Here is a 23676-nt window from a genome sequence, read left to right on the forward strand (position 1 = left end):
CCACTCTCTAATGAACTGTGCGGGAGTTTATTCCAAAACAGGATTACTGGACGAGTTTTTGCTTAGTCTCTTGTGTTTTAACTGTCAAGATACTGTCAACTTGACAAACCTGTAAAGAAATAATCTAACTCAGAAAAATTTGGTGAAGTGCTTAATGGTTGAGAGACTTTCGTAGTCTTATATTTCTCTTATCTGCTTCTTCTGCTGCAGCAGGTAAAAATTTTTAACTGCCTCACTAAAATCTATCGCTTAAGAAGACCTTGTAACCTCAATAATTTTTAGATGCTCGTTTAATCTCTGTTGACTAGAGCAAAAAATACATACAGATAAAGACTAAAACTACTATATCGTAATGATTGCGTAAATTATATAAACTTTAAACCGATTCAGTCTTAAAAATAGAATATTTCATAAACGGCCAATAGAACTTGTTATAGCCAATACCGATGAAGAAGACAAAGTTGTACGTTTCCTATTTTTACGGCGGTTTTATTATATTTTCTAACAATAGTGTCTAGTGCCATCATAAGTATCCATAATATAAGGGTAATAACGTATTTCATAATTAATTAGTTAAATAATCTCCAGCTTTGTGTCCTATTATTTCTTTATAGCTTAGCAAGGATACCAGTAATTTACCAAAAAACTAAAATATTTTGATATTTTTTATCATAAACAATATTTATTTCCAAAGTAGAAGCTCATATACTCAGACACAAAAACATCCAATTCCCGCATATTTAGGAATCGGATGTTTTTGTCTTACTTTTACTGAACTGAGTAGTTTGGCGCTTCATTGGTAATTTGCACATCGTGAGGGTGACTTTCAATTAGGCCAGCTCCTGACATTTCAATAAATTGGGCCTTATCATGAAGGGCTGGAATATCTGCAGCACCTGTGTAACCCATACCCGACTTAATACCACCGACCAATTGGAAGACAATATCAGCAGCAGCACCTTTATAAGCTACACGACCTTCAATTCCTTCTGGAACCAACTTGTTAGCTTCATTGACAGAACCTTGGAAGTAGCGATCGCTAGACCCCTTCTTCATAGCGGCAACAGATCCCATACCACGATAAGTCTTAAATTTACGCCCTTGGAAGATTTCTGTTTCACCTGGCGCTTCATCAGTACCAGCTAACATTGAACCGAGCATAACAGCATGGCCGCCAGCAGCCAAGGCTTTGACGATGTCACCTGAATACTTGATACCACCATCAGCGATAATAGTCTTACCGTATTCACGAGCAACACCGGCTGCATCATAGATAGCAGTGATTTGAGGGACACCGACACCGGCTACAACACGGGTTGTACAGATTGATCCTGGGCCGATACCAACCTTAACGACATCAACGCCTGCATCATAGAGGGCACGTGCCCCTTTAGCAGTAGCAATGTTCCCAGCAATCAAAGTCTTATCTGGGAAGGTTTGACGAATTTCTGCAATTTTGCGCAAAACCCCGGCAGAGTGACCATGAGCTGTATCAATAACAATAGCATCGGCACCAGCTTCAAAGAGAGCCGTTGCCCGTTCAAAGGTATCTGAAGTGACACCGACAGCAGCTGCAACTAAGAGACGGCCAAATTCATCCTTGGCAGCATCAGGAAATTCGATAACTTTTTCGATATCTTTAATGGTAATAAGTCCAGACAAACGACCATTTTCATCAACTAAAGGTAATTTCTCAATACGGTGTTGCTGTAAAATAGCTTCAGCTGTCTTTAAATCTGTGCCTACTGAAGCCGTCACCAGATTGTCACTGGTCATATAAGTCTTAATAGGCTGGTTATAATCCGAAATAAAGCGCATATCGCGGTTGGTAAGAATACCGACTAATTTACGATTTTCCAGAGTTTCTACAACTGGAACACCAGAAATACGATAGCGCCCCATCAATTCATCTGCTTCAGCAACTGTGTGGTCTGGTGTTAAGAAGAATGGGTCAATGATAACGCCATTTTCTGAACGTTTTACCTTACGGACTTCTTCAGCCTGAGCTTCGATTGACATATTTTTATGGATTACACCCAAGCCCCCAGCACGCGCCATAGCAATAGCCATACCACTTTCTGTTACGGTATCCATAGCAGCTGTAATAATCGGGATGTTTAATGTCAAATTCTTTGCCAGTTTCGTTTGCATGTTAACCTCATTTGGAAGCACATGACTTTCTGCTGGAATAAGCAAAACATCATCGAAAGTGTAACCTTTTTTCAAAAATTTAGTGTCCCAATTTGACATTAAATCCATCCTCTTTTCTATAAAAATCAGCTCCAAAAGCTCTTATTATTAGTATAATATCATATCATGCTTTAAAAATTTGTCAATAAAATTTTAGGGGAAAACTGTAAAAAACTAGCTCTACTTTGATCTAGTAAATAGGAAAATTTTGAAGTTTAAAAGGAGTGGGAACGAACCCAAAAATTGAAAATTTTGGTTCTCACCACTCCCTAATTTTAAGGAGGTAATCTAAAAAGGTCTCTCCCCAGACCTTTTTAACCTACCTCCGAACCTTTTGAGGTTAGAAATAAGATGAACGATGGTCATCACTTTAGATTTTTTGCGGCAAAAGGAAAACCAGCCAGCAGCGGGGTCATTAAGGCTGGGAAAAAGTATTCCATTCTTCTATTTTTTGCAGTAATAACACAGTTTGACGCAGTGGTTGATTGGAGACCCTAAACCCTTGTTTCGCAATTGTTAGTGGCCATCCTAATCAATTGTTCCACTCTCTAATAAACCGTGCAGGAGTAAGACTTCTTGGTCTAGCTAACAATTCTTGCCCCCAGCCACTGCGCCAAAAATTTATTTCAAAACAGGAATACTGGACGAGTTTTTGCTCAGCCTCTGTATCCCTCCCCTATTTAAAATAATTGATTCCCATGGCTGATTTAACGTCATCCAAGGTTTGGGCAGCGACTGCTTGGGCGGCCTGACTGCCTTTTTTAAGCATGTCATAGACTTGCCCCATATCCTTAGCAAATTCTAGACGCCGTTCTCTGATTGGACCTAGCTCCCGCTCCAGAATGTCTAGAAGGTAACGTTTGGTCTTGACATCTCCCAGACCGCCAGCTTGATAGTGCTCTTTCATGGCTTGAATATCTGCTTGATCTTCCTCACGTCCAAAGACATCTAAATAATGAAAGACCATATTTCCTTCAATCCTTCCAGGATCTTCAACTTTAATATGATTAGGATCAGTATACATGCTCATGACCTTTTTCTTGAGCGTATCCGCATCATCAGCCAGATAGATACCATTGCCCAGAGACTTGGACATTTTAGCATTTCCATCAAGACCTGGCAGACGACCAGCTGCTTCATTTTCAGGATAAATGCCTTCCGGTTCGACCAGAACGTCACAATCATAGGCATGGTTGAAACTGCGGACGATCTCGCGGGTCTGCTCAATCATAGGCTTCTGGTCAGTTCCGACAGGAACCAGATTGGCCTTAAAGGCTGTAATATCAGCTGCTTGGGCAATAGGATAGACCAAAAAACCTGTTGGAATGGACTCCCCAAAGCCTTTTTGAGCAATCTCTGTTTTGACAGTCGGATTGCGTTCCAGACGGGCTAGAGATACCAAGTTCATGTAGTACATGGACAGTTCAGCTAATTCAGGAATCTGACTTTGGATAAAAATAGTTGATTTTTCTGGATCCAGACCGGCTGCCAAATAATCCAGCGCTACATTTCCTACAGATTCCACAATAGTTTGAGGATCCTTAGCATGATCTGTCAGAGCTTGCTGATCTGCCAAAAAGACAAACATCTGGTATTTTTCTTCATTTTGTAGACGCACACGGTTTTGCAAGCTACCAACATAGTGACCGATATGTAATTTACCAGTTGGTCTATCTCCGGTTAAAATAGTAGGTTTTGTCATATTAATTTCTTCTCTCTTTTTTCTTTCAGTAGCTCTTTAGATTATATCATAAATCCCCAGCAAAAGACCGACTCCTTTTTGTCTTTGACTTGTTATCTACTTTAGATTGAAAAATCACCCTATTTCTAGTAGAATGAAAACACGTATTATAAAGAATAACGAGGTAACACTTTGCTTACAGTATCAGACATTTCTCTGCGTTTTAGCGACCGAAAGCTTTTCGACGATGTCAATATCAACTTTACAGCTGGCAATACTTATGGCCTGATTGGGGCTAATGGAGCCGGTAAGTCAACTTTTCTCAAGATTTTGGCCGGTGACATTGAGCCAACTACGGGCCATGTTTCTCTTGGTCCTAATGAACGCCTCTCTGTCCTTCGGCAAAATCACTTTGACTACGAAGAAGAGCGGGCTATTGATGTTGTTATCATGGGTAATGAACAGCTCTACAAGGTTATGAAGGAGAAGGATGCCATCTATATGAAACCTGATTTTTCCGAAGAAGATGGGGTCCGTGCAGCGGAGTTAGAAGGTACTTTTGCAGAACTTGGCGGCTGGGAAGCTGAAAGTGAAGCCTCGCAGCTCCTTCAAAACCTCAATATACCAGAAGATTTCCATTATCAAAACATGAGCGAACTGGCTAATGGTGATAAGGTCAAGGTGCTCCTAGCCAAGGCTCTCTTTGGTAAGCCAGATGTTCTGCTTTTGGACGAACCGACCAATGGGCTTGATATTCAGTCTATTTCTTGGCTGGAAGATTTTTTGATCGACTTTGAAAATACCGTTATTGTGGTTTCCCATGATCGTCACTTTTTAAATAAAGTTTGCACCCACATGGCTGACCTTGACTTCGGTAAGATTCAGATCTATGTTGGTAATTACGATTTTTGGAAAGAATCTTCCGAACTGGCTGCTAAGCTACAGGCAGATCGCAATGCCAAGGCCGAAGAGAAGATTAAAGAATTGCAAGAATTTGTAGCTCGTTTCTCAGCTAATGCTTCTAAATCCAAACAGGCGACCTCTCGTAAGAAAATGCTGGATAAGATTGAGCTAGAAGAAATTGTTCCATCCAGCCGAAAATATCCTTTTATCAGTTTTAAATCTGAACGAGAAATTGGTAATGATCTTTTAACTGTAGAAAATCTATCGGTTACCGTTGATGGCGAAAAAATTCTCGATAACATTAGTTTCATCCTGCGTCCAGGTGATAAAACAGCCCTGATTGGTCAAAATGATATTCAAACCACAGCTCTGATTCGAGCTTTGATGGGTGAAATTGAGCACGAAGGGACTATTAAATGGGGTGTAACAACTAGTCGTTCTTATTTACCAAAGGACAACTCAAAAGATTTTGCATCTGGGGAATCTATTCTTGAATGGCTGCGTCAGTTTGCTTCTAAAGAGGAAGATGACAACACCTTCCTGCGTGGATTCTTGGGACGTATGCTTTTCTCAGGCGACGAGGTTAACAAGTCTGTCAATGTCCTATCAGGTGGAGAAAAGGTGCGCGTGATGCTATCCAAGCTCATGCTTCTTAAATCCAATGTTCTTGTTTTAGATGACCCAACCAATCACTTAGACTTGGAATCTATCTCCAGCCTCAATGATGGCCTGAGGGATTTCAAGGAATCTATTATTTTTGCCAGCCACGATCATGAATTCATTCAAACCTTGGCAAATCATATTATTGTCATTTCTAAAAATGGGGTAATCGACCGGATTGGTGAAACTTATGATGAATTCTTAGCTAATGAAGAAGTTCAAGCTAAGGTTCAAGATTTGTGGAAATAAAACAATCAAAGAGTCTGATGCTAGAAAGTATTCAGGCTCTTTAAAATAAGGAAAGTTTATTATGATAGCAGTTTTGAAAAAACATCAAAAACTCCTCGCTTTCTATGGCTCCGCCTTTTTTCTACCTGCCTTGATTATGCTAGTAGTACTCTGGTCCATGGATATTTACTGGGGCAGTAAAACAACTATTTTAGCCAGTGATGGTTTCCATCAATATTCTATTTTTGCGACCCAGTTACGTAACATCTTGCACGGTAGTGATAGTTTCTTTTATACTTTTACTTCTGGTTTGGGACTAAATTTTTACGCTCTCTCTAGTTATTATTTAGGGTCCTTTCTGTCACCCTTTTACTATTTCTTTAGTGTCAAATCTATGGCTGATGCGGTTTATCTCTTCACTCTCATTAAATTTGGCTTGATGGGAGTGTCAATATCCTTTACACTTCGTAAACTTTTTGTAAAGCTTCAAGAACCCCTGATAGCTAGTCTATCAACTTCCTATGCTCTCATGAGTTTTGCGGTTAGTCAGCTAGAAATCAATACTTGGCTAGATGTTCTTATCCTTGCTCCCTTGATCATCTTAGGGTTGCATTATCTCTTGGAACAAAAACGTTTCTGGCTTTACTACTTGACGCTGACCTTACTCTTTATCCAAAATTATTATTTTGGTTTTATGCTGGCAATCTTCTTAGCGCTCTACTTTCTAGTCCAGTTAACTCGAAACCCTAATTGGCAGAAACTTGTCGCCTCGTTTACAAACTTTACAGTTGTGTCAATCTTGTCAGCCTTAACATCAGCTGTTATGTTGATACCAAGCTATTTGGATCTGTCAACCCATGGAGAAAAGTTCTCAACTTTTAACACTTTGTTAGCTGACAAAGTCTGGACTTTTGACCTCTTTGCTAAAAATTTTGTTGGAGCCTATGACACTACAAAATTTGGGGCCATTCCTATGATTTATGTTGGGCTCTTTCCATTAGCTCTGGCTCTTACCTTCTTTACTATCAAAGAAATAAAGTGGTTTGTTAAACTAGCCTATGCCTTGCTTTTAGGAGTTATAATTGCCAGCTTCTATCTCAATCCTTTGGATTTACTTTGGCAGGGGATGCACGCGCCAAATATGTTTCTCCACCGCTATGCTTGGTTATTCTCAACCCTTATAATCTTAATGGCTGGCGAAAGTCTCAGCTACCTGCAAAAGTTTTATGTGAAACGGCTATTAGCAGTTTTCTCTCTTTTAATTATCGGATTTATCCTAACTTTTATCTATGCCAGACACTATACCTTTTTAAAACCGATTCATCTAGTTCTAACCCTAGCCTTTCTAATAGCCTATGCAGTTATATTGGTTGCCTTCAATAAGAAACAGTTGGGGTCCCTAGCCATGATTGCCTTTACTCTCGTTTTTACACTTTTCGAAATTGGTCTCAACGCTTACTACCAAGTCAATAATCTGAACGATGAATGGATTTTTCCAACCAGAGAAGGGTATGAACGAGATCGGAGCCAAATCGACCAATTGATTAAATATACCAAGCAGCAGCAAGATACGTTTTTTAGAACAGAACGACTTCTACCCCAAACTGGCAATGATAGTATGAAATTCAACTACAATGGTATCTCTCAATTTTCTTCTATTCGTAATACCGCTTCCAGCAGCCAGTTGGATCGACTGGGCTTCCAATCAAATGGGACTAACCTTAACTTGCGCTACCAAAATAATACGATTATTGCTGATAGTCTTTTTGGCGTTACTTACAATCTTTCCAATGAGGATGTTGGTAAGTATGGTTTCAAAGCGGTTAAAAGCTCTGGCTTTCTTTCGCTTTACCGTAATAAAAATGCTAGTCAATTAGCAATTCTGACGGATGGGGTTTACAAAGATGTCAAATTTACTATTAATACCTTGGACAATCAGGCTTCCCTACTCAACAATCTAACGAGGCTTGATCAAACTTACTTTACACATCTGTCAAGTCAGACTCAAGACTCCTTGACTAACTTTAATGATCGCCTAACCGTCATTGCTCCTGCAGGTGAAAATACTGCTAAACTTAGCTATCAGGTCAATGTTCCAGCCAATCAGCAGGTTTACATCAGCCTTCCCAATCTTTCACTTAGTAACGAGGATGCTAATAGTGTAACAGTAACCGTTAATGACAAAATTTACAATTATACTACTGATAATGCTTTTAGCTTCTTTAATTTGGGTTACTTTCAAAAAGAAAGTCAGATAAAAGTTACTTTGGCTTTTCCAGAAAATCATCAAGTTTCTTTTGAACGACCAAACTTCTACGGCCTCAATACTCAAGCTTATCAAAGGGCTATGGACAAAATTAAATCGCAAAAGGTCACTGTTACAACTCAAAATAATCAGGTCACTGCCAACTATACCGCTAAAAAAGCTGGCTCACTCTTCTTTACTCTTCCCTATGATAAGGGCTGGTCAGCCAAACTAAACGGTAAGCCTGTCAAAATTCGTAAAGTGCAAAAAGGCTTCATGGCAGTCGATGTTCCAGCAGGGAAAGGGAAAGTCAAGTTGAGTTTCATTCCAAATGGTTTTAAATCAGCCAGTCTTCTCTCTATAGCAGGTCTTATTCTTTTTCTTCTCTATAATTATAGTTATCATCACTTTTTAAAGAGACAAACAAAGGCTTCTGGATACTAGTCCAAAAGCCTTTTTCTGGGTAAAATAAAAGTTGCTTACGCAACTTAAAGTCTTATCATAGTCCGTACGGGATTCGAACCCGTGTTACCGCCGTGAAAAGGCGGTGTCTTAACCCCTTGACCAACGGACCAGACTTCAATAGTATATCCTAGTCTATCAGATGTGTCAATAGTTTTTTAAAATTATTTTTAAAGTTCTTTAAGTAACTATCAAAAAGCCTATCCTTCCTAGAAACTAACAGTTTTTTGCGATATTGACAGCAAAAGGCTTATTTTGATAGAATAAAGGAGCTGGTTCCATAGCTCAGCTGGATAGAGCATTCGCCTTCTAAGCGAACGGTCGCAGGTTCGAATCCTGCTGGAATCATCTTTTGCTAATCTAAAAAACAAGCTTGAATCTACAAAGCTTGTTTTTTTATTTGTGATAGGGACTGCCTTCCTGAATCATAAAGGCTCGGTAAATCTGCTCCACCAAAACAAGACGCATAAGTTGATGAGGCAGGGTCAAACGTCCAAAACTCATCAAGAGATTAGCTCGCTTTTTAACTTGAGGAGCTAGGCCCAAACTTCCACCAATTATAAAAGTAATATTGGAGAAACCTCGTAGAGTAGCATCAGCCAATTTCTTGGCAAACTCTTCTGACGACCATTCCTGACCCTCAATGGCCAGTACAATGACAAAATCCCGATCAGCTATCTTACTCATAATTCGGCCAGCTTCTTTTTCCATAATTTGTTGATTTTGGGCAGGACTGGCCTTGTCAGGTGTTTTCTAATCTGCTAATTCGGTCATTTCAAATTTGACAAAACGTCCCAGACGTTTAGCATATTCGGCAATCCCTTCTTTGAGATATTTTTCTTTCAGTTTACCAACTGTAATCAATTTTATCTTCATAACATCATTATACCATAGGCCGTTTTAGACAGTTTTTCCACATAGAAGAAGGCCTCTTCTGTCCTGACCTAGCAGCTTTTTTCCCCTATTTTAACAAAGTTATCCACAGCCTGTGAATTCTTGCTTTTTCCCTAACAATAGGGTATAGTTAAGGGGTATTTTTAATATGTGGAGGATTGATTATTGGAAAATTCAAAGAAAATACCTTGGAAAAAAATTCTAACACCTTTTTTGATACTGCTTATTGGCTTTATCGGGGGGTTGCTGGCAACTTTCTTGATGTTAAAACTCAGCGGTGTTACAACTTCTATCGGTAAAACATCTGTCAGCAATATTAAATACAATAATTCCTCAGATGTGACCAAGGCTGTTGATAAGGTCAAAAATGCTGTTGTTACCGTTTCTAATTACCAAGAACTATCTGATGCTGAAGCTGAGGCTGCTGATAAGGCTGGAATCGAAAAAGATAAAGATGGCCTAGTCCAATATGGCCAAGGTTCTGGGGTAATCTATAAAAAAGATGGTAAAGATGCCTACGTTGTAACTAACGCCCATGTAGTTGATGGAGCTGAAAAGCTAACTATCATGATGGGGAATGAAAAAGATCAGAAAGAAGCCATAAAGGGGGAATTAGTCGGTTCTGATACCTATTCAGATTTAGCTGTAATTAAAATTTCTTCTGACAAGGTCTCTAAAGTAGCAGAATTTGCGGATTCCTCTTCTGTTAAAGTGGGAGAAACGGCTATTGCAATCGGTAGTCCATTAGGTTCCGAGTTTGCTAACACTGTCACTCAAGGGATTGTTTCCAGTCTTGATCGGACAGTGACCTTACAGGCTGAAGATGGCTCAACTGTTCAAACCAAAGCTTTTCAGACTGATGCTGCCATCAATCCTGGAAATTCTGGTGGTGCCCTAATCAACATTGAAGGACAGGTCATAGGCATTAACTCAAGTAAAATCACTATGGAAGGCTATGAAGGAATGGGATTTGCTATTCCATCAAATAATGTCGTTTCAACTATTAATCAATTAGAAAAAGATGGTAAAGTTGTTCGTCCAGCTCTTGGTATTACTATGGCTGATTTGAATAGTGCAAGCTCGTCAATTCAAGATAAGGTGGATGTTCCTGATGACGTGACCAAAGGAGTTGTTGTTGGTTCTGTTCAGTCTGATATGCCGGCTGATGGTAAATTAGAGGAGTATGATGTTATCACCAAAATTAATGATAAAGAAGTTACCTCTGTCGCTGAACTCCAAGAGGAGCTTTACAAGCATAAAATTGGTGATACAGTCACCTTGACTTTCTATCGTGATGGTAAGAAGAAAACTGTTGATATCAAACTAACTAAAACCAATAATGATCTGGATACTTCTTCCTCCAGCAGTAAGTAAAACTTGACAGTTTAATAAGATGAGTTTGGACTTTTGTCCTAGGCTCTATTTCCAACTTCAAAAGGTCCCTCAGATCTTTTGAACTGTGTAGGGGTGGGAGTGGTGAGAACCCAATTTTCAATTTTTGGGTTGATCCCACTCCCGTCTTTTTTTGATTTGAAAGGATGGTTATGACTGTAGAACTAAAAGAGTTAAGCTTAAACGATATATATCCCAATCCTTTTCAACCTCGCTTAAGTTTTAAACAAAAGGAATTGGAAGAATTAGCAGATTCCATCAAAGAGAATGGCCTCATTCAGCCAATTATTGTCCGAAAATCACCTATTATTGGCTATGAATTAATTGCAGGTGAGCGGCGTTTCAGGGCTTGTCAGTTGGCGCAGCTGCAAACAATTCCGGCGATTGTTAAGGAACTTTCAGACCAAGATAGTCGTATTCAAGCGATTATTGAGAACTTACAGCGTTCTAATCTCAATCCCGTTGAAGAAGCTAAGGCTTATCAAGACCTGATTGAGACTAATCAGATGACCCATGAGGAAATCGCCAAATATATGGGGAAATCCCGCCCTTACATCACTAATTTTTTACGTCTTCTTAATTTATCTGATCCTTTGCAGAGAGCTTTGGAAGATGGCAGTCTATCTTCTGGCCATGCACGCCTTTTGTTGGGCTTAAGCGATCAAGAACAGGAAGCTTGGCTGCAGAGAATTAAAGCAGAAGGACTATCAGTCAGGGCCTTAGAAAAATTGCTTAAACCCAAAAATAGCCCTAAAACCTCGATCAAAAAGCAGAATATTTTTAAAAAAGATTTGGAGGAAGAGCTGACTAAAGCCTTAGGAATTCCTGTTACCATAAACATGGATAATAATCAATCAGGTAAGATAACTATTCCTTTCTCGTCCTCAGAAGACTTAAACAGAATTATCAACAAGCTGAAATAAGCTGTGGATTCAAAAAACTCTTAGGTAGACCTTTTACACATAAAAAAACTCGCTAAAGCCTTGATTTCAGGGCTTTTCTATTATTCTCCACACCCTGTGGAAAACTTTCATAAACAATGTGAATATTTTCTTTTCTGCCTGTGGAAAACTTCTTCTTTTTATGTTAGAATACGGTACAAGATATTCTGAAAATGGAGAGAGCTATGACAGAAAATGAAACGATTTTTTGGAATAGGGTCCTCGAGTTGTCTAGGGATCATCTCACTCAAGCTACTTTTGAATTTTTCGTTCTAGATGCCCAGTTGATTAAGGTAGAAAATGACACAGCTATCATTTACATCGACCGTATGAAGGAACTCTTTTGGGAGAAAAATCTTCAGCAGGTCCTGATTACCGCTGGCTTTGAAGTCTTTAATACACAGATTAGGGCCCAATACATTTTTGAAAGTGCTGAAATTGAGAACGTCCTAGCCAGTAAAGCCAATTCAAATCAGGGGGGGCAAGCAAATGCTTATCCCCAGTCGGGCTTTGCTCAGACAACTCAACCTCCCGTTCCGTCAAATTTAAACCCCAAGTATCAGTTTGACAACTTCATTCAAGGGGATGAAAATAAGTGGGCCAAGGCAGCTTCAATTGCTGTCGCTAATAGTCCTGGGACAACCTACAATCCTCTTTTTATCTGGGGGGGACCTGGTCTAGGGAAAACTCACTTACTCAATGCTATTGGTAATACCGTTTTGGAAAATAATCCCAGTGCACGGGTTCGCTATATCACAGCAGAAAATTTCATCAATGAATTTGTGACCCATATTCGCTTAGAGTCTATGGAAGAACTCAAGGAAAATTTCCGCAGCTTGGATGTTCTCCTGATTGATGATATTCAATCCTTGGCTAAGAAGACTTTGGAAGGAACTCAGGAAGAATTTTTCAACACCTTCAACGCCCTACATGCCAACAACAAACAGATTGTTTTAACTAGTGATCGGACACCTGATCATCTCAACAATCTGGAAGAGCGGCTGGTAACCCGTTTTAAATGGGGACTGACGGTTGATATTACACCGCCAGATTATGAAACTAGGATTGCTATCTTGACCAATAAAATTCTTGAGCAAGGTTTCCCTTACACCTTTTCTCAGGATACGATTGAATATTTAGCTGGCCAATTTGATTCCAACGTTCGTGATCTAGAGGGTGCTCTTAAGGATATCAATCTGGTGGCTACTGTTAAGCAGTCTAACATCATTACAGTTGATTTAGCTGCCGAAGCCATTCGGGCCCGCAAGCAGGATGCGCCAGTTATCAATATCATTTCAATTGAAGAAATTCAAACACAGGTCAGCAAATTCTATGGTGTAACCGTCAAAGAAATCAAATCGACCAAGCGTAATCAAAACATTGTTCTAGCCCGTCAGGTTGCTATGTATCTGGCACGAGAGATGACCGATAACAGTCTGCCTAAGATTGGTAAAGAATTCGGTGGACGTGATCATTCGACAGTTCTGCATGCTTATAATAAAATCAAAAATATGTTAACTCAGGATGACAGTCTGCGGATTGAAATTGAAACTATCAAAAATAAAATCAAATAGTCTTGTGGATAGGAGGCTGATTTCTAGCAGGTTTATCCACAGCTTGTGCACAACATCTTAGCCTTGCTCTAGCTAGGTTAATCCGATTTATCCACGCTCTCCACAAGACCTACTACTACTACTAAACTTATACTTAATACTATAAAGGAGTTCCCATGATTAATTTTTCAATTAATAAAGCCTTCTTTTTGCAGGCTTTAAATACCACTAAAAGAGCTATTAGTAGCAAAAATGCTATTCCTATTCTTTCTAGCATTAAGATTGATGTCCATGCAACTGGTATCACCTTGACAGGCTCTAATGGTCAGATTTCAATTGAAAACTCAATTGCTAGCAATGATGAAAATGCTGGTCTCTTAATTTCAGAAACAGGCAGCATCTTACTGGAAGCCAACTTTTTTATTAATATCATTTCCAGCTTACCAGATATTAGTCTCGACTTTAAAGAAATTGAACACAGTCAGGTCCTTTTGACCAGCGGTAAATCAGAAATTACCCTCAAAGGGAAAGATGTTGAGCAATACCCTCGCCTGCAGGAAGTTGCGACTAGCAATCCCTTAGTTTTTGAAACCAAGGTTTTGAAAACCTTGATTGCTGAAACTGCTTTTGCTGCCAGCACTCAGGAAAGTCGGCCAATTTTAACAGGAATTCACTTGGTTTTAACAGAGCATAAGAATTTCAAGGCTGTGGCTACCGATTCTCATCGAATGAGCCAGCGTAAACTTGTTTTGGAAAATTCTGGGGATAACTTTGATGTCGTTTTGCCAAGCCGTTCTCTGCGTGAATTTTCAGCTGTTTTTGGTGATGATATTGAAACTGTTGAGGTCTTTCTATCGGGCAGTCAAATTCTTTTCAGAAGTGAAACGATTTCTTTTTATGCTCGGATGTTAGAAGGGGCTTATCCAGATACTGATCGACTTTTAGTTAGTGATTTTGAAACCGAAATTCTTTTCGATACCAATAATCTTCGCTCAGCTATGGAGCGGGCTCATTTGATTTCTAATGCTACTCAAAATGGTACTGTTAAGTTGGAAATTGTAGATGGCAAGGTGTCGGCTCATGTTAATTCTCCCGAAGTTGGTAAAGTCAATGAAGAAATTGATACTCTTGAAACAAGCGGCAATGATTTAACTATCAGTTTCAATCCAACTTACTTAATTGAATCCCTCAAGGCTCTTAAGAGTGAGACGGTTCGGATTCGTTTCATATCGCCAGTTCGTCCATTTACTTTGACACCAGGTGATGATGGTGAAAACTTTATCCAGCTGATTACTCCAGTTCGGACTAACTAAGAAGAGTTTTTAAACTTTTGAAATTTAAGCAGAAATTAAGTGCTCAAAGCTATACTATAATCAATCCTAAATAAACTTTTCTTTTTCATAATCTCCGGAAGAAGCCTGATATCAGTCAGGCTTCTTCTTTTGGGAGTAAGACACAAATCGGTATTGCCTAGCAATCGATGCAATTCTGTAGTCTCACCCCCGCACAGTTGATTAGGGAGGGCGCTATCCTCTATAAATAATAAAAAGAGATAAGTACTTCCAATCAACCACTGCGATGCGGTCCATAAACTTTCCCTAGAATACGACAGTCTAACTCACTATGTACCTCAGACTGCCGTATTTTTCATAATCTCCTGGAACTGTTTGATTGCTTGGTCAGATTCTTTTTTTTTATCTTATCGCATCGCAAGAAATTAGCTTTCTTTGATATGACTTCTCTAAACCATAATTCGTCAGTCTAGCTTGTTACTGTCGACGATTGTCATAATTAGGTGATCCTAACTTGTGTTGGGGTCATTCAATTTTCTTACTAACTAGTAATGTTTAATGATATTATTTTTCCTTGCTTGGTATCTTTTTATAGATTTGTCAGCTTAGGGCATTTTGTTTATAATAAGGCTAATATTTAGATGTTTTGGAGGTATCTATGTATCAGGTAGGTTCTTTGGTTGAAATGAAAAAGCCTCATGCCTGCACTATTAAGGAGACTGGTAAGAAGGCTAACTGCTGGGAAGTGACGCGTTTAGGGGCTGATATCAAGATTCGCTGTACTAATTGTGATCATGTCGTCATGATGAGTCGTCATGATTTTGAGCGAAAGCTAAAGAATGTCTTATGACTCTTTTTATTATTGCCAATCCGAATGCTGGTCCCCACAAAGCCCATCAAGTTGTGGAAAAAATCCAAAAAGATTATCCTCAACTTGATCAGGAAATAGTTTATACGACTGGTCCGGATGATGAAAAGTATCAAGTAGACCATGTACTAAGCTCTTGGGCAGATGGGGATCGTCTTCTGATTTTAGGAGGTGATGGTACTTTGTCTAAGGTGCTTTATTATTTACCAGAGGACATTCCTTTTGCTTATTACCCAGTTGGTTCAGGTAATGATTTTGCTAAAGCCTTACAACTACCAGATTTAGATGGGACTATGGCAACTCTTTTAACTGGATGTACAAGAGAAATTACTATTTTTGTAGATCAGGCAGGTATCTTACTTAATAGCCTGGATCTCGGCTTTTCAGCTTGGGTAGTCAAGCAGGCAGCTCAGTCTAAAATTAAGTCTGGGCTCAATCGGTTTCATCTAGGAAAAATGACCTATGTTTTAATAGCTATTTTATCTCTCTTTAAAAAGCCGATGGCTAGTGTTCAGCTTAAGAAGGGGAGTGGTGAGCTTTTAGAAGTTAAGGACATTTACTTTTTCTCCCTAGCTAATAATACTTATTTTGGCGGGGGCATTATGATTTGGCCTAGTGCGACGGTATTTGACTCAAATTTGCATCTCGTTTATGCTAAAGGGGAAAATTTTTGGCAGCGTTTGGTGATTTTATTGACCCTTGTCTTAAAAAAACATGAGACTTCCTCTTACTTAAATCATGCGTTACTGGATGGTCTGACTTTGACTTTTCCAGATAAAACCTTGTTGGCAGTTGATGGTGAAATTCTTCAATGTCAGCAGATGACTCTGACAGCTCAAAAGAGAAAGATTTATTTATAGTTTGTAAGAAATTGCCATCAGCAACTATTACTTTCCTTTTATTTTCAGGCTTTGGACCAGTTTTGCAACCTCTAGTTGCTGGTGAAAGTGCTAGGAAAACAGGCTTCTCTCGTCTATACTAAGCTTAGAAAACGAAAGGAGTTTTACCATGATGATGAAAGTAAAGAGAGAGTCATTTTTCTCGCCCCTAATGAAGGTACTACTAGCGACAGTTGGATTCTTGCCCTTTAACAGTCTGCTAGCTTTATTATCTAATGGGTTGTATGGAAATGTCTCTAGTGGTCCAATTTTTGTTCTTGGCTATTTATTTTATGCCTTATTTTTTATCAAGGTATTGGATAAGCAAACTTGGAAGGCCTTGAATTTATCCTTTAATAAGAAGTCGGTCAAAGGATTTCTGCTCTCTTTCCTGTTGACGGCTGCTCTAATTTTTCTAGGGTCGGTCATCGCTAGATTTCTTTTCCATGACAATCCGTTTCAAATTCAAAGAAAGCTTAGTTTGGCTAACATTTTCATCTATACTTTAACGTCCTTTTCGGCTGCTTTTCTGGTTCAAGGATTTCCAGAAGAGCTGATCTTTCGCGGTTACATGACCCAAGCTTTACGGACCAAGTACTCACCGATTGTTTCCCTCTTCATAACTAGCGGACTCTTTACCCTAATTCATGCCTTCCATATTTTTAGAGAGGGATTAGTATCTGGCCTCTTAACGATGTTCATTGCTTTTAGCTTAGCTTTTTTAGCTTATTTGCTGAAATGTATCTTTGAGACAACTTGGGCAGCTGTAGCTGTTCACGGTGGAGTTCATTTTACTCGGATGATGCTGGTTTTATTGGGATTTTCAGAATCACATATAGCTATCTTGATGCACAGTTTATTCTTATTACTAGTAGCTTTAATTATTTTTTACAGATTTAGAGACCGTCTAACCAAAACAATTGAGGTAAGATTATGACGACTTTTTCAGAACAGCTAAAATCATTACGTTCGGCTAAAAATATTTCTCAAGAGGTTTTAGCCCAAGAATTATTTATTTCTCGTCAGGCTATTTCCAAGTGGGAAAATGGAGAAGCAACTCCTGATTTAGATAATTTGGTCAAGCTGGCAGAGATTTTTCAAGTAAGTTTAGACCAGCTAATATTAGGCAAAGAGCCAGAAAAAATTATTGAGCGGGTTATTGAAAAAGATGGCAATCGGCCTATGAATATTTGGGAATTTTGTGATAAAAACCGAGGATTGGTTATTATCATTTGTTTCTTAATCTTTTTATCTATTGGTGCTCTAGCTGGTGCTTTAGGAGACAGATAGAGAAGTTTGTGGTGTCGTGCAGTTTTTTCTACCATTTTTATCAAGCCTATCAGTGATTTTCGGAAATATTTTTCAGTGATGCAGTAGATTTTCATGTCTACTGTTTATTTTTGGGTTGTTTAAAACTAAAAAATGTACACTGAAAAAGGTCACCTTATCTAGTATGTTTTATGGTATAATAATTTTTGACTGAAGAGAGAACGGAGACTAAAATTCATGGCTTTAACAGCTGGTATTGTTGGTTTGCCCAACGTTGGAAAATCAACGCTTTTTAATGCAATCACCAAGGCGGGGGCAGAGGCTGCCAACTATCCTTTTGCCACTATTGATCCCAATGTCGGAATGGTTGAGGTGCCAGATAGCCGTCTGCAAAAATTAACGGAGTTGATTAAACCTAAAAAAACAGTACCAACGACTTTTGAATTTACCGATATTGCTGGTATTGTTAAAGGGGCTTCTAAGGGTGAGGGTCTGGGAAATAAATTCTTGGCTAATATCCGCGAAGTAGATGCTATTGTCCATGTGGTGCGTGCTTTTGATGATGAAAATGTCATGCGGGAGCAGGGACGTGAAGGTGCCTTTGTCGATCCTCTGGCGGATATTGATACGATCAATTTGGAATTGATCTTGGCTGATCTAGAATCTATCAATAAACGCTATGCGCGTGTTGAGAAGATTGCACGTACACAAAAGGATAAGGACTCGATTGCTGAGTTTGCTGTTCTTGAAAAGATCAAGCCAGTTCTTGAAGATGGTAAATCAGCACGTACCGTTGAGTTTACTGAGGAGGAGCAAAAGATTGTCAAAGGACTCTTTCTTCTGACAGCTAAGCCAGTCCTCTATGTAGCTAATGTCAATGAAGATCAGGTTGCTGATCCAGATAGCATTAATTATGTTAAGCAAATTCGTGATTTCGCAGCAACAGAAAATGCCGAAGTAGTCGTCATTTCAGCGCGTGCTGAGGAAGAAATTTCTGAGTTGGATGATGAAGATAAGGGCGAATTTCTTGAAGCGATGGGCTTGAGTGAGTCAGGTGTGGATAAGCTGACACGCGCAGCCTACCATTTGCTTGGATTGGGAACTTATTTTACCGCTGGTGAGAAGGAAGTGCGAGCTTGGACTTTCAAGCGAGGAATCAAGGCTCCGCAAGCTGCTGGTATCATTCACTCAGATTTTGAACGGGGCTTTATCAGAGCTGTGACTATGTCTTACGACGATTTGATAACTTATGGCTCAGAAAAAGCGGTTAAGGAAGCCGGTCGTCTGCGTGAAGAAGGTAAGGATTACGTGGTCCAAGATGGCGATATTATGGAATTTCGCTTTAATGTTTGAGTGAAAAAATGATAGCAACGAAAGGCTGGAACCTTCTTCCAGTCCTTTTGGTCTTTCTGAAATAGGAAAAATTAAAATGACAAAATTGATTGTTGGTCTGGGAAATCCAGGTTCAAAATACGATAAAACTAAGCATAATATTGGTTTTATGGCTATTGATGAGATTGTGAAGCATCTCGATGTGACCTTCACAGAGGATAAAAATTTTAAGGCTTTAGTCGGTTCAACCTTTCTCAATGGTGAGAAGGTCTATTTCGTTAAGCCCTTGACTTTTATGAATGAAAGTGGTCAGGCTGTTCAGGCTCTTTTGACCTACTTTAATATCGCTGTTGAGGATCTACTGGTTATCTATGATGATCTAGATATGGCAGTTGGGAAGATTCGCTTCCGGCAAAAGGGATCGGCTGGCGGCCACAATGGTATCAAATCGATCATCAAGTATATCGGTAGTCAGGAATTTGACCGAATTAAGGTTGGTATTGGTCGGCCCAAGACAGGAGCTAAGGTGGTCCATTATGTTCTGTCTGCATTTAGTCAGGATGATTATGCAACAATTTTAGCTTCTCTGGAACGAGTGGCTGCTGCGGTTAACTTTTATTTGGAGTCTGGTGATTTTGAACAGACCATGCAAAAATACAATGGATAAGACACTTTTACATCTTTTTAATCAAAACAAGCATCTGCAAGAATGGCAGGATAAGACAGCTCTGCTGGGCCGACAGTTAGTTATGGGCTTAAGTGGTGCCAGTAAGAGTTTAGCTATTGCTGGAAACTTTTTGTCTAATCAAGGCAAGCTGGTCATCTTGACGGCCAGTCAGAATGAGGCTGAAAACCTAGCCAGTGATCTAGTTTCTTTCCTTGGTGACGACTCGGTCTATCAATTTTTTGCGGATGATATTGTCGGGGCAGAGTTCGTTGTTGCTTCGCAGGAAAAATCTCTTTCTCGGGTGGAAAGTCTTAATTTTCTGCTGGATGAAACTAAATCTGGGATTTTGGTGACTAGTCTCTTGGGAGCTAGGGTCCTGTTACCTAAACCTGAGGATTATGCCCGTTTTGTTTTGACTTTCACAGTTGGACAGGACTATGATTTGGCCAGTCTAGTCAAGACCTTGACCAGTCTTGGTTACAATAAGGTTTCTCAGGTATTCTCTCCGGGTGAATTTAGTCAGCGGGGGGATATTTTAGATATCTATGATGGTCAGACAGATCGGGCCTACCGTTTGGAATTCTTCGGAGATGAACTAGATGGCTTGCGAACTTTTGATCCTGAGAGTCAAAAATCGCTAGAAAATCTGGAAAGTTTTACCCTGAGTCCTGTTGATGAGACTATACTGACGGAAGACGATCGGCGAAGGGCTCTAGCTAAGTTAGAGTTGGAACTAGAGCGAGCTCAAAATGATCAACTTAAGGACTATTTGGATGGTCTTTATACTACGCTGGCTGATGGCTATCGGCATCAGGATTTTAAAAGGTTTCTGGCTTATTTTTACGATAAGACCTATAGCCTTTTAGATTATCTACCTCAGGGAACACCAATTTTCTTTGATGATTTTCAAAAATTAACTGATCGCAATGCCACGTTAAATCTAGAAATTGCTAATTATCTGACCGAAAATTTGCAGCAACATCAGGCTCTTTCAAATCAGGTCTACTTTGCGGATATCTTTCAGGACCTGAGAAATTATCAACCTGCCAGTTTCTTTTCAAATTTTCACAAGGGACTGGGCAATATTCGCTTCCAGAAAATTTATAATTTCACCCAGTATGCTATGCAGGAATTTTTCAATCAAATTCCGCTCTTGGTGGATGAAGTTAATCGTTATCTCAAGACTAGGGCAACGGTTGTTCTCCAATCTGATTCACAAGCCAAACTGGAAAAGTTGCAGGAAAGTCTGCGGGAGTATGATTGTGACCTGCCAATAGTAGCAGCTGGTGATTTGCGTGAAGGGGAGGCTCAGTTGACTCAGGGGTCTCTAACCAACGGTTTTTACTTTGCGGATCAAAAACTGGTCCTGATTACAGAAAAAGAAATTTTCCACAAGACTCCAAAACGGCGGATTCGCAGGCAGAATGTCAGCAATGCTGAGCGGCTTAAGGATTATAATGAGCTGCAAAAGGGCGACTATGTTGTCCACAATGTTCATGGTATCGGGCGTTTTCTTGGCATTGAAACTATTGAAATTCAGGGTGTGCACCGAGACTACCTGACGGTCCAATACCAGAATGCTGATACGATTTCTATCCCAGTTGAGCAAATTGAGTTGCTCTCCAAATATATGGCCAGCGATGGCAAAGAGCCCAAAATCAATAAGCTCAATGATGGTCGTTTCCAAAGGGCTAAGCAAAGGGTTTCTAGGCAGGTTGAAGACATCGCTGATGACCTCTTGAAACTCTACGCTGAACGCAGTCAGCTCAAAGGTTTTGCCTTTTCAGCTGATGATGACAATCAACGGGAGTTTGAAGATGATTTTGCCTATGTTGAAACGGATGACCAGCTGAGGTCTATCAAGGAAGTCAAGCAGGATATGGAATCCGACAAGCCTATGGATCGACTTTTAGTCGGCGATGTTGGTTTTGGTAAGACTGAAGTAGCTATGCGAGCAGCTTTTAAGGCGGTCAATGATGGCAAACAAGTTGCTGTTTTAGTGCCAACAACGGTTTTAGCCCAGCAGCATTATAATAATTTTAAGGAACGCTTTGAAAATTATGCTGTCCAGGTTGGTGTTCTCAGTCGCTTTCAAACCAAAAAGGAACAGAGCCAGACTCTGTCTGCTCTAGCCAAGGGGCAAATTGATATTATTATCGGGACCCACCGTTTGCTCTCCAAAGATTTGAAATTTATGGATTTGGGTCTCATTGTTATTGATGAGGAGCAGCGCTTTGGCGTTAAGCACAAGGAAAAACTCAAGGAACTCAAGAAAAAGTCTGATGTTCTAACTTTGACTGCTACCCCTATTCCTAGGACCTTACACATGTCTATGCTAGGTATTCGGGATTTATCGGTCATTGAAACCCCACCGACTAATCGCTATCCAGTTCAGACCTATGTTTTGGAAACCAATTCTGGTATGATTCGCGAAGCTATCATGCGAGAAATCAGCCGAGGTGGTCAAGCTTTCTATGTTTATAATCGTGTTGAAACTATCGACCGCAAGGCTATGGAACTGCAGGAGTTGGTTCCTGAAGCTAATATTGGTGTGGTTCACGGTCAGATGAGTGAAATTCAACTGGAAAATACTCTTTTTGATTTTTTAGATGGTGTTTATGACGTCTTGGTAGCCACAACGATTATCGAGACAGGCATTGATATGCCTAATGTCAATACCCTTTTTGTTGAAAATGCTGACCGAATGGGGTTATCTACTCTCTACCAATTGCGGGGGCGGGTTGGCCGCAGCAATCGAATTGCCTATGCCTACCTCATGTATCAGCCTGACAAGGTTTTGACAGAGGCTTCTGAAAAGCGGCTGGATGCCATCAAGGGATTTACTGAGCTAGGTTCGGGCTTTAAAATTGCTATGCGAGATCTCTCTATTCGCGGAGCTGGTAATATTTTGGGGGCTTCACAGAGCGGCTTTATTGATTCGGTTGGTTTTGAACTTTATTCACAGATGCTGGAAGAAGCTATTCACCATAAACAAGGACGAAGTCAGGCTCGTCAGAAGGGCAATGCTGAAATCAATCTGGGTATTGATGCCTATCTTCCTGCTGATTACATCAGTGATGAGCGGCAAAAAATTGAAATTTACAAACGAATTCGAGAAATTTCTGTGTTGGAGGATTATGAAAATCTTCAGTCTGAATTAATTGATCGCTTTGGCGATTATCCTGATCAGGTAGCTTATCTATTAGAAATTGGTTTGGTTAAGTCATATCTGGACAGTGTTTTCGTTCAACTCGTTGAAAAGAAGAATGGGGAAGTAATTGTCCGTTTTGAAAAAGTCAGCCAGACTCTCTTTTTAACCCAAGATTATTTTGAAGCTTTGTCAGTAACTAATTTGAAGGCTAGGATCAGCGAGCATCAAGGTAAAATCGAAGTTATTTTTGATGTCCGTCAGAAAAAAGATTATGAAATTTTAGAGGAATTGAAAAAATTCGGCCAGAAATTTTTAGAAATCAAGAGTCGAAAAGCTGCTGAAAAGGTATAAAGTCCTGCGTTTTTTTAAAATTCATGATAAAATAGGGAAAGTTACAGGTATGAGAGAGATTTTCTCTCGAATTCTGGAGGAAAAATGAGATTAGATAAATATTTAAAGGTCTCTCGCATCATTAAGCGTCGTCCTGTTGCTAAGGAGGTAGCTGATAAGGGCCGTATCAAGGTCAATGGGATTTTGGCTAAATCATCAACCGACCTAAAGTTGAATGATGAGATCGAAATTCGCTTTGGTAATAAGCTGTTGACGGTGCGCGTGTTAGAGATGAAAGACAGTACTAAAAGAGACGATGCCCAAAAAATGTATGAGATTTTGAGTGAAAAAAGGGTAGCAGTGGATGAGTAAGACTGATAAGGTTGTTCAGCTGAACAATGATTATATTAAAGAGAATAACCTGACCAAGCGCTATGAGGAAGAAGAAGCCCGCAAACGTCATCGTTTTATGGGTTGGACTTTGATTTTTGTCATTTTGCTTTTTATTCTACCAACCTATAATCTGGTTTCTAGTTACCGCGATTTGCAAAATAAAAAAGCAGAAATTGTTAAACTGAAGGCAAATTATAAGAAAACCAAGGCTCAAACAAGTAAGGAAGAACAACTTGCTGAGCAGCTCAAAGATGATGAATTTGTTGAAAAATACGCTCGTGCCAAGTATCATTATTCTGATTCTGGTGAAGTTACGTTCATCGTTCCGGAATTGGTTCCCCAATAAT

At 39.6% G+C, this 23676-nt stretch carries 17 protein-coding genes, 2 tRNA genes and 1 pseudogene; 16 read left to right on the forward strand and 4 right to left on the reverse strand.

All coding sequences use genetic code 11. The annotated features are described in order from the left end of the window. Positions 1-768 precede the first annotated feature (768 nt). The gene (gene guaB, locus STRCR_RS01835) at positions 769-2250 is read right to left on the reverse strand and encodes an IMP dehydrogenase (protein ID WP_004225141.1); all 1482 of its coding nucleotides are present in this window, start codon (positions 2248-2250) and stop codon (positions 769-771) included. Between the two features lie 616 nt (positions 2251-2866). Continuing rightward, positions 2867-3892, reverse strand: coding sequence for a tryptophan--tRNA ligase (trpS, locus tag STRCR_RS01840; protein WP_004228701.1), 1026 nt, complete (start codon positions 3890-3892; stop codon positions 2867-2869). Positions 3893-4063: 171 nt separating this feature from the next. On the opposite strand from trpS, the gene STRCR_RS01845 reads away from it, so the two are divergent. Then, entirely contained in the window at positions 4064-5683 is a 1620-nt protein-coding gene (locus STRCR_RS01845; RefSeq protein WP_004229967.1) for an ATP-binding cassette domain-containing protein, read from the forward strand. 61 nt (positions 5684-5744) lie between these two features. Next, positions 5745-8351 (forward strand): YfhO family protein, encoded by a 2607-nt coding sequence (locus STRCR_RS01850; protein ID WP_004226913.1) that lies wholly within the window; start codon positions 5745-5747, stop codon positions 8349-8351. A 58-nt stretch (positions 8352-8409) separates the two neighbouring features. Here STRCR_RS01850 and STRCR_RS01855 read toward each other — a convergent pair. Beyond that, a tRNA-Glu gene (locus STRCR_RS01855) sits at positions 8410-8481 on the reverse strand. Positions 8482-8643: 162 nt separating this feature from the next. Between STRCR_RS01855 and STRCR_RS01860 the strand changes: the two genes are divergently transcribed. Continuing rightward, positions 8644-8717: transfer RNA gene (locus STRCR_RS01860), tRNA-Arg, on the forward strand. Positions 8718-8765: 48 nt separating this feature from the next. On the opposite strand, the pseudogene rlmH reads toward STRCR_RS01860, so the two are convergent. Continuing rightward, positions 8766-9245, reverse strand: a pseudogene (gene rlmH / locus STRCR_RS01865) (23S rRNA (pseudouridine(1915)-N(3))-methyltransferase RlmH). Positions 9246-9428: 183 nt separating this feature from the next. Between rlmH and STRCR_RS01870 the strand changes: the two are divergent. The 13 genes from STRCR_RS01870 (at position 9429) to STRCR_RS01930 (ending at position 23675) form a co-directional block, all read left to right on the forward strand. Continuing rightward, positions 9429-10637 (forward strand): S1C family serine protease, encoded by a 1209-nt coding sequence (locus tag STRCR_RS01870; protein WP_004228905.1) that lies wholly within the window; start codon positions 9429-9431, stop codon positions 10635-10637. Positions 10638-10807: 170 nt separating this feature from the next. Continuing rightward, on the forward strand, positions 10808-11578 hold the full coding sequence (locus tag STRCR_RS01875; RefSeq protein ID WP_004228795.1) for a ParB/RepB/Spo0J family partition protein: 771 nt from the start codon (positions 10808-10810) through the stop codon (positions 11576-11578). A 203-nt stretch (positions 11579-11781) separates the two neighbouring features. After that, a complete protein-coding gene (dnaA, locus tag STRCR_RS01880; protein WP_004227575.1) occupies positions 11782-13170 on the forward strand; it encodes a chromosomal replication initiator protein DnaA in 1389 nt (462 codons plus the stop codon). Positions 13171-13325: 155 nt separating this feature from the next. After that, entirely contained in the window at positions 13326-14462 is a 1137-nt protein-coding gene (dnaN, locus tag STRCR_RS01885; protein ID WP_004226435.1) for a DNA polymerase III subunit beta, read from the forward strand. Between the two features lie 637 nt (positions 14463-15099). After that, positions 15100-15291, forward strand: a complete 192-nt coding sequence (locus STRCR_RS01890) for a DUF951 domain-containing protein (RefSeq protein ID WP_004225386.1) — start codon at positions 15100-15102, stop codon at positions 15289-15291. Further along, on the forward strand, positions 15288-16169 hold the full coding sequence (locus STRCR_RS01895; protein ID WP_004228086.1) for a diacylglycerol/lipid kinase family protein: 882 nt from the start codon (positions 15288-15290) through the stop codon (positions 16167-16169). The genes STRCR_RS01890 and STRCR_RS01895 overlap by 4 nt, the downstream gene beginning before the upstream one ends. Positions 16170-16317: 148 nt before the next feature. Then, complete coding sequence (locus tag STRCR_RS01900) at positions 16318-17124, forward strand: CPBP family intramembrane glutamic endopeptidase (RefSeq protein ID WP_004226006.1); 807 nt, start codon at positions 16318-16320, stop codon at positions 17122-17124. Beyond that, the gene (locus tag STRCR_RS01905) at positions 17121-17477 is read left to right on the forward strand and encodes a helix-turn-helix domain-containing protein (protein WP_004229275.1); all 357 of its coding nucleotides are present in this window, start codon (positions 17121-17123) and stop codon (positions 17475-17477) included. Before STRCR_RS01900 ends, STRCR_RS01905 begins: the two co-directional genes overlap by 4 nt. Positions 17478-17693: 216 nt before the next feature. Beyond that, positions 17694-18809: a redox-regulated ATPase YchF gene (gene ychF / locus STRCR_RS01910; RefSeq protein WP_004227405.1), complete on the forward strand. Its 1116-nt coding sequence runs from the start codon at positions 17694-17696 to the stop codon at positions 18807-18809. A gap of 76 nt (positions 18810-18885) precedes the next feature. Further along, entirely contained in the window at positions 18886-19455 is a 570-nt protein-coding gene (gene pth / locus STRCR_RS01915) for an aminoacyl-tRNA hydrolase (RefSeq protein WP_004226887.1), read from the forward strand. Then, positions 19448-22957 carry a transcription-repair coupling factor gene (mfd, locus tag STRCR_RS01920; protein ID WP_004229780.1) on the forward strand — a complete coding sequence of 1170 codons (3510 nt, stop codon included), beginning with the start codon at positions 19448-19450 and terminating at the stop codon, positions 22955-22957. Before pth ends, mfd begins: the two co-directional genes overlap by 8 nt. Positions 22958-23041: 84 nt before the next feature. After that, positions 23042-23308: an RNA-binding S4 domain-containing protein gene (locus STRCR_RS01925; RefSeq protein ID WP_004228454.1), complete on the forward strand. Its 267-nt coding sequence runs from the start codon at positions 23042-23044 to the stop codon at positions 23306-23308. Further along, positions 23301-23675: an FtsB family cell division protein gene (locus tag STRCR_RS01930; RefSeq protein WP_004227453.1), complete on the forward strand. Its 375-nt coding sequence runs from the start codon at positions 23301-23303 to the stop codon at positions 23673-23675. The genes STRCR_RS01925 and STRCR_RS01930 overlap by 8 nt, the downstream gene beginning before the upstream one ends. The last annotated feature ends 1 nt before the right edge of the window (position 23676 follow it).

The sequence above is a fragment of the Streptococcus criceti HS-6 genome (genome assembly GCF_000187975.2).
Lineage (GTDB): Bacteria > Bacillota > Bacilli > Lactobacillales > Streptococcaceae > Streptococcus > Streptococcus criceti.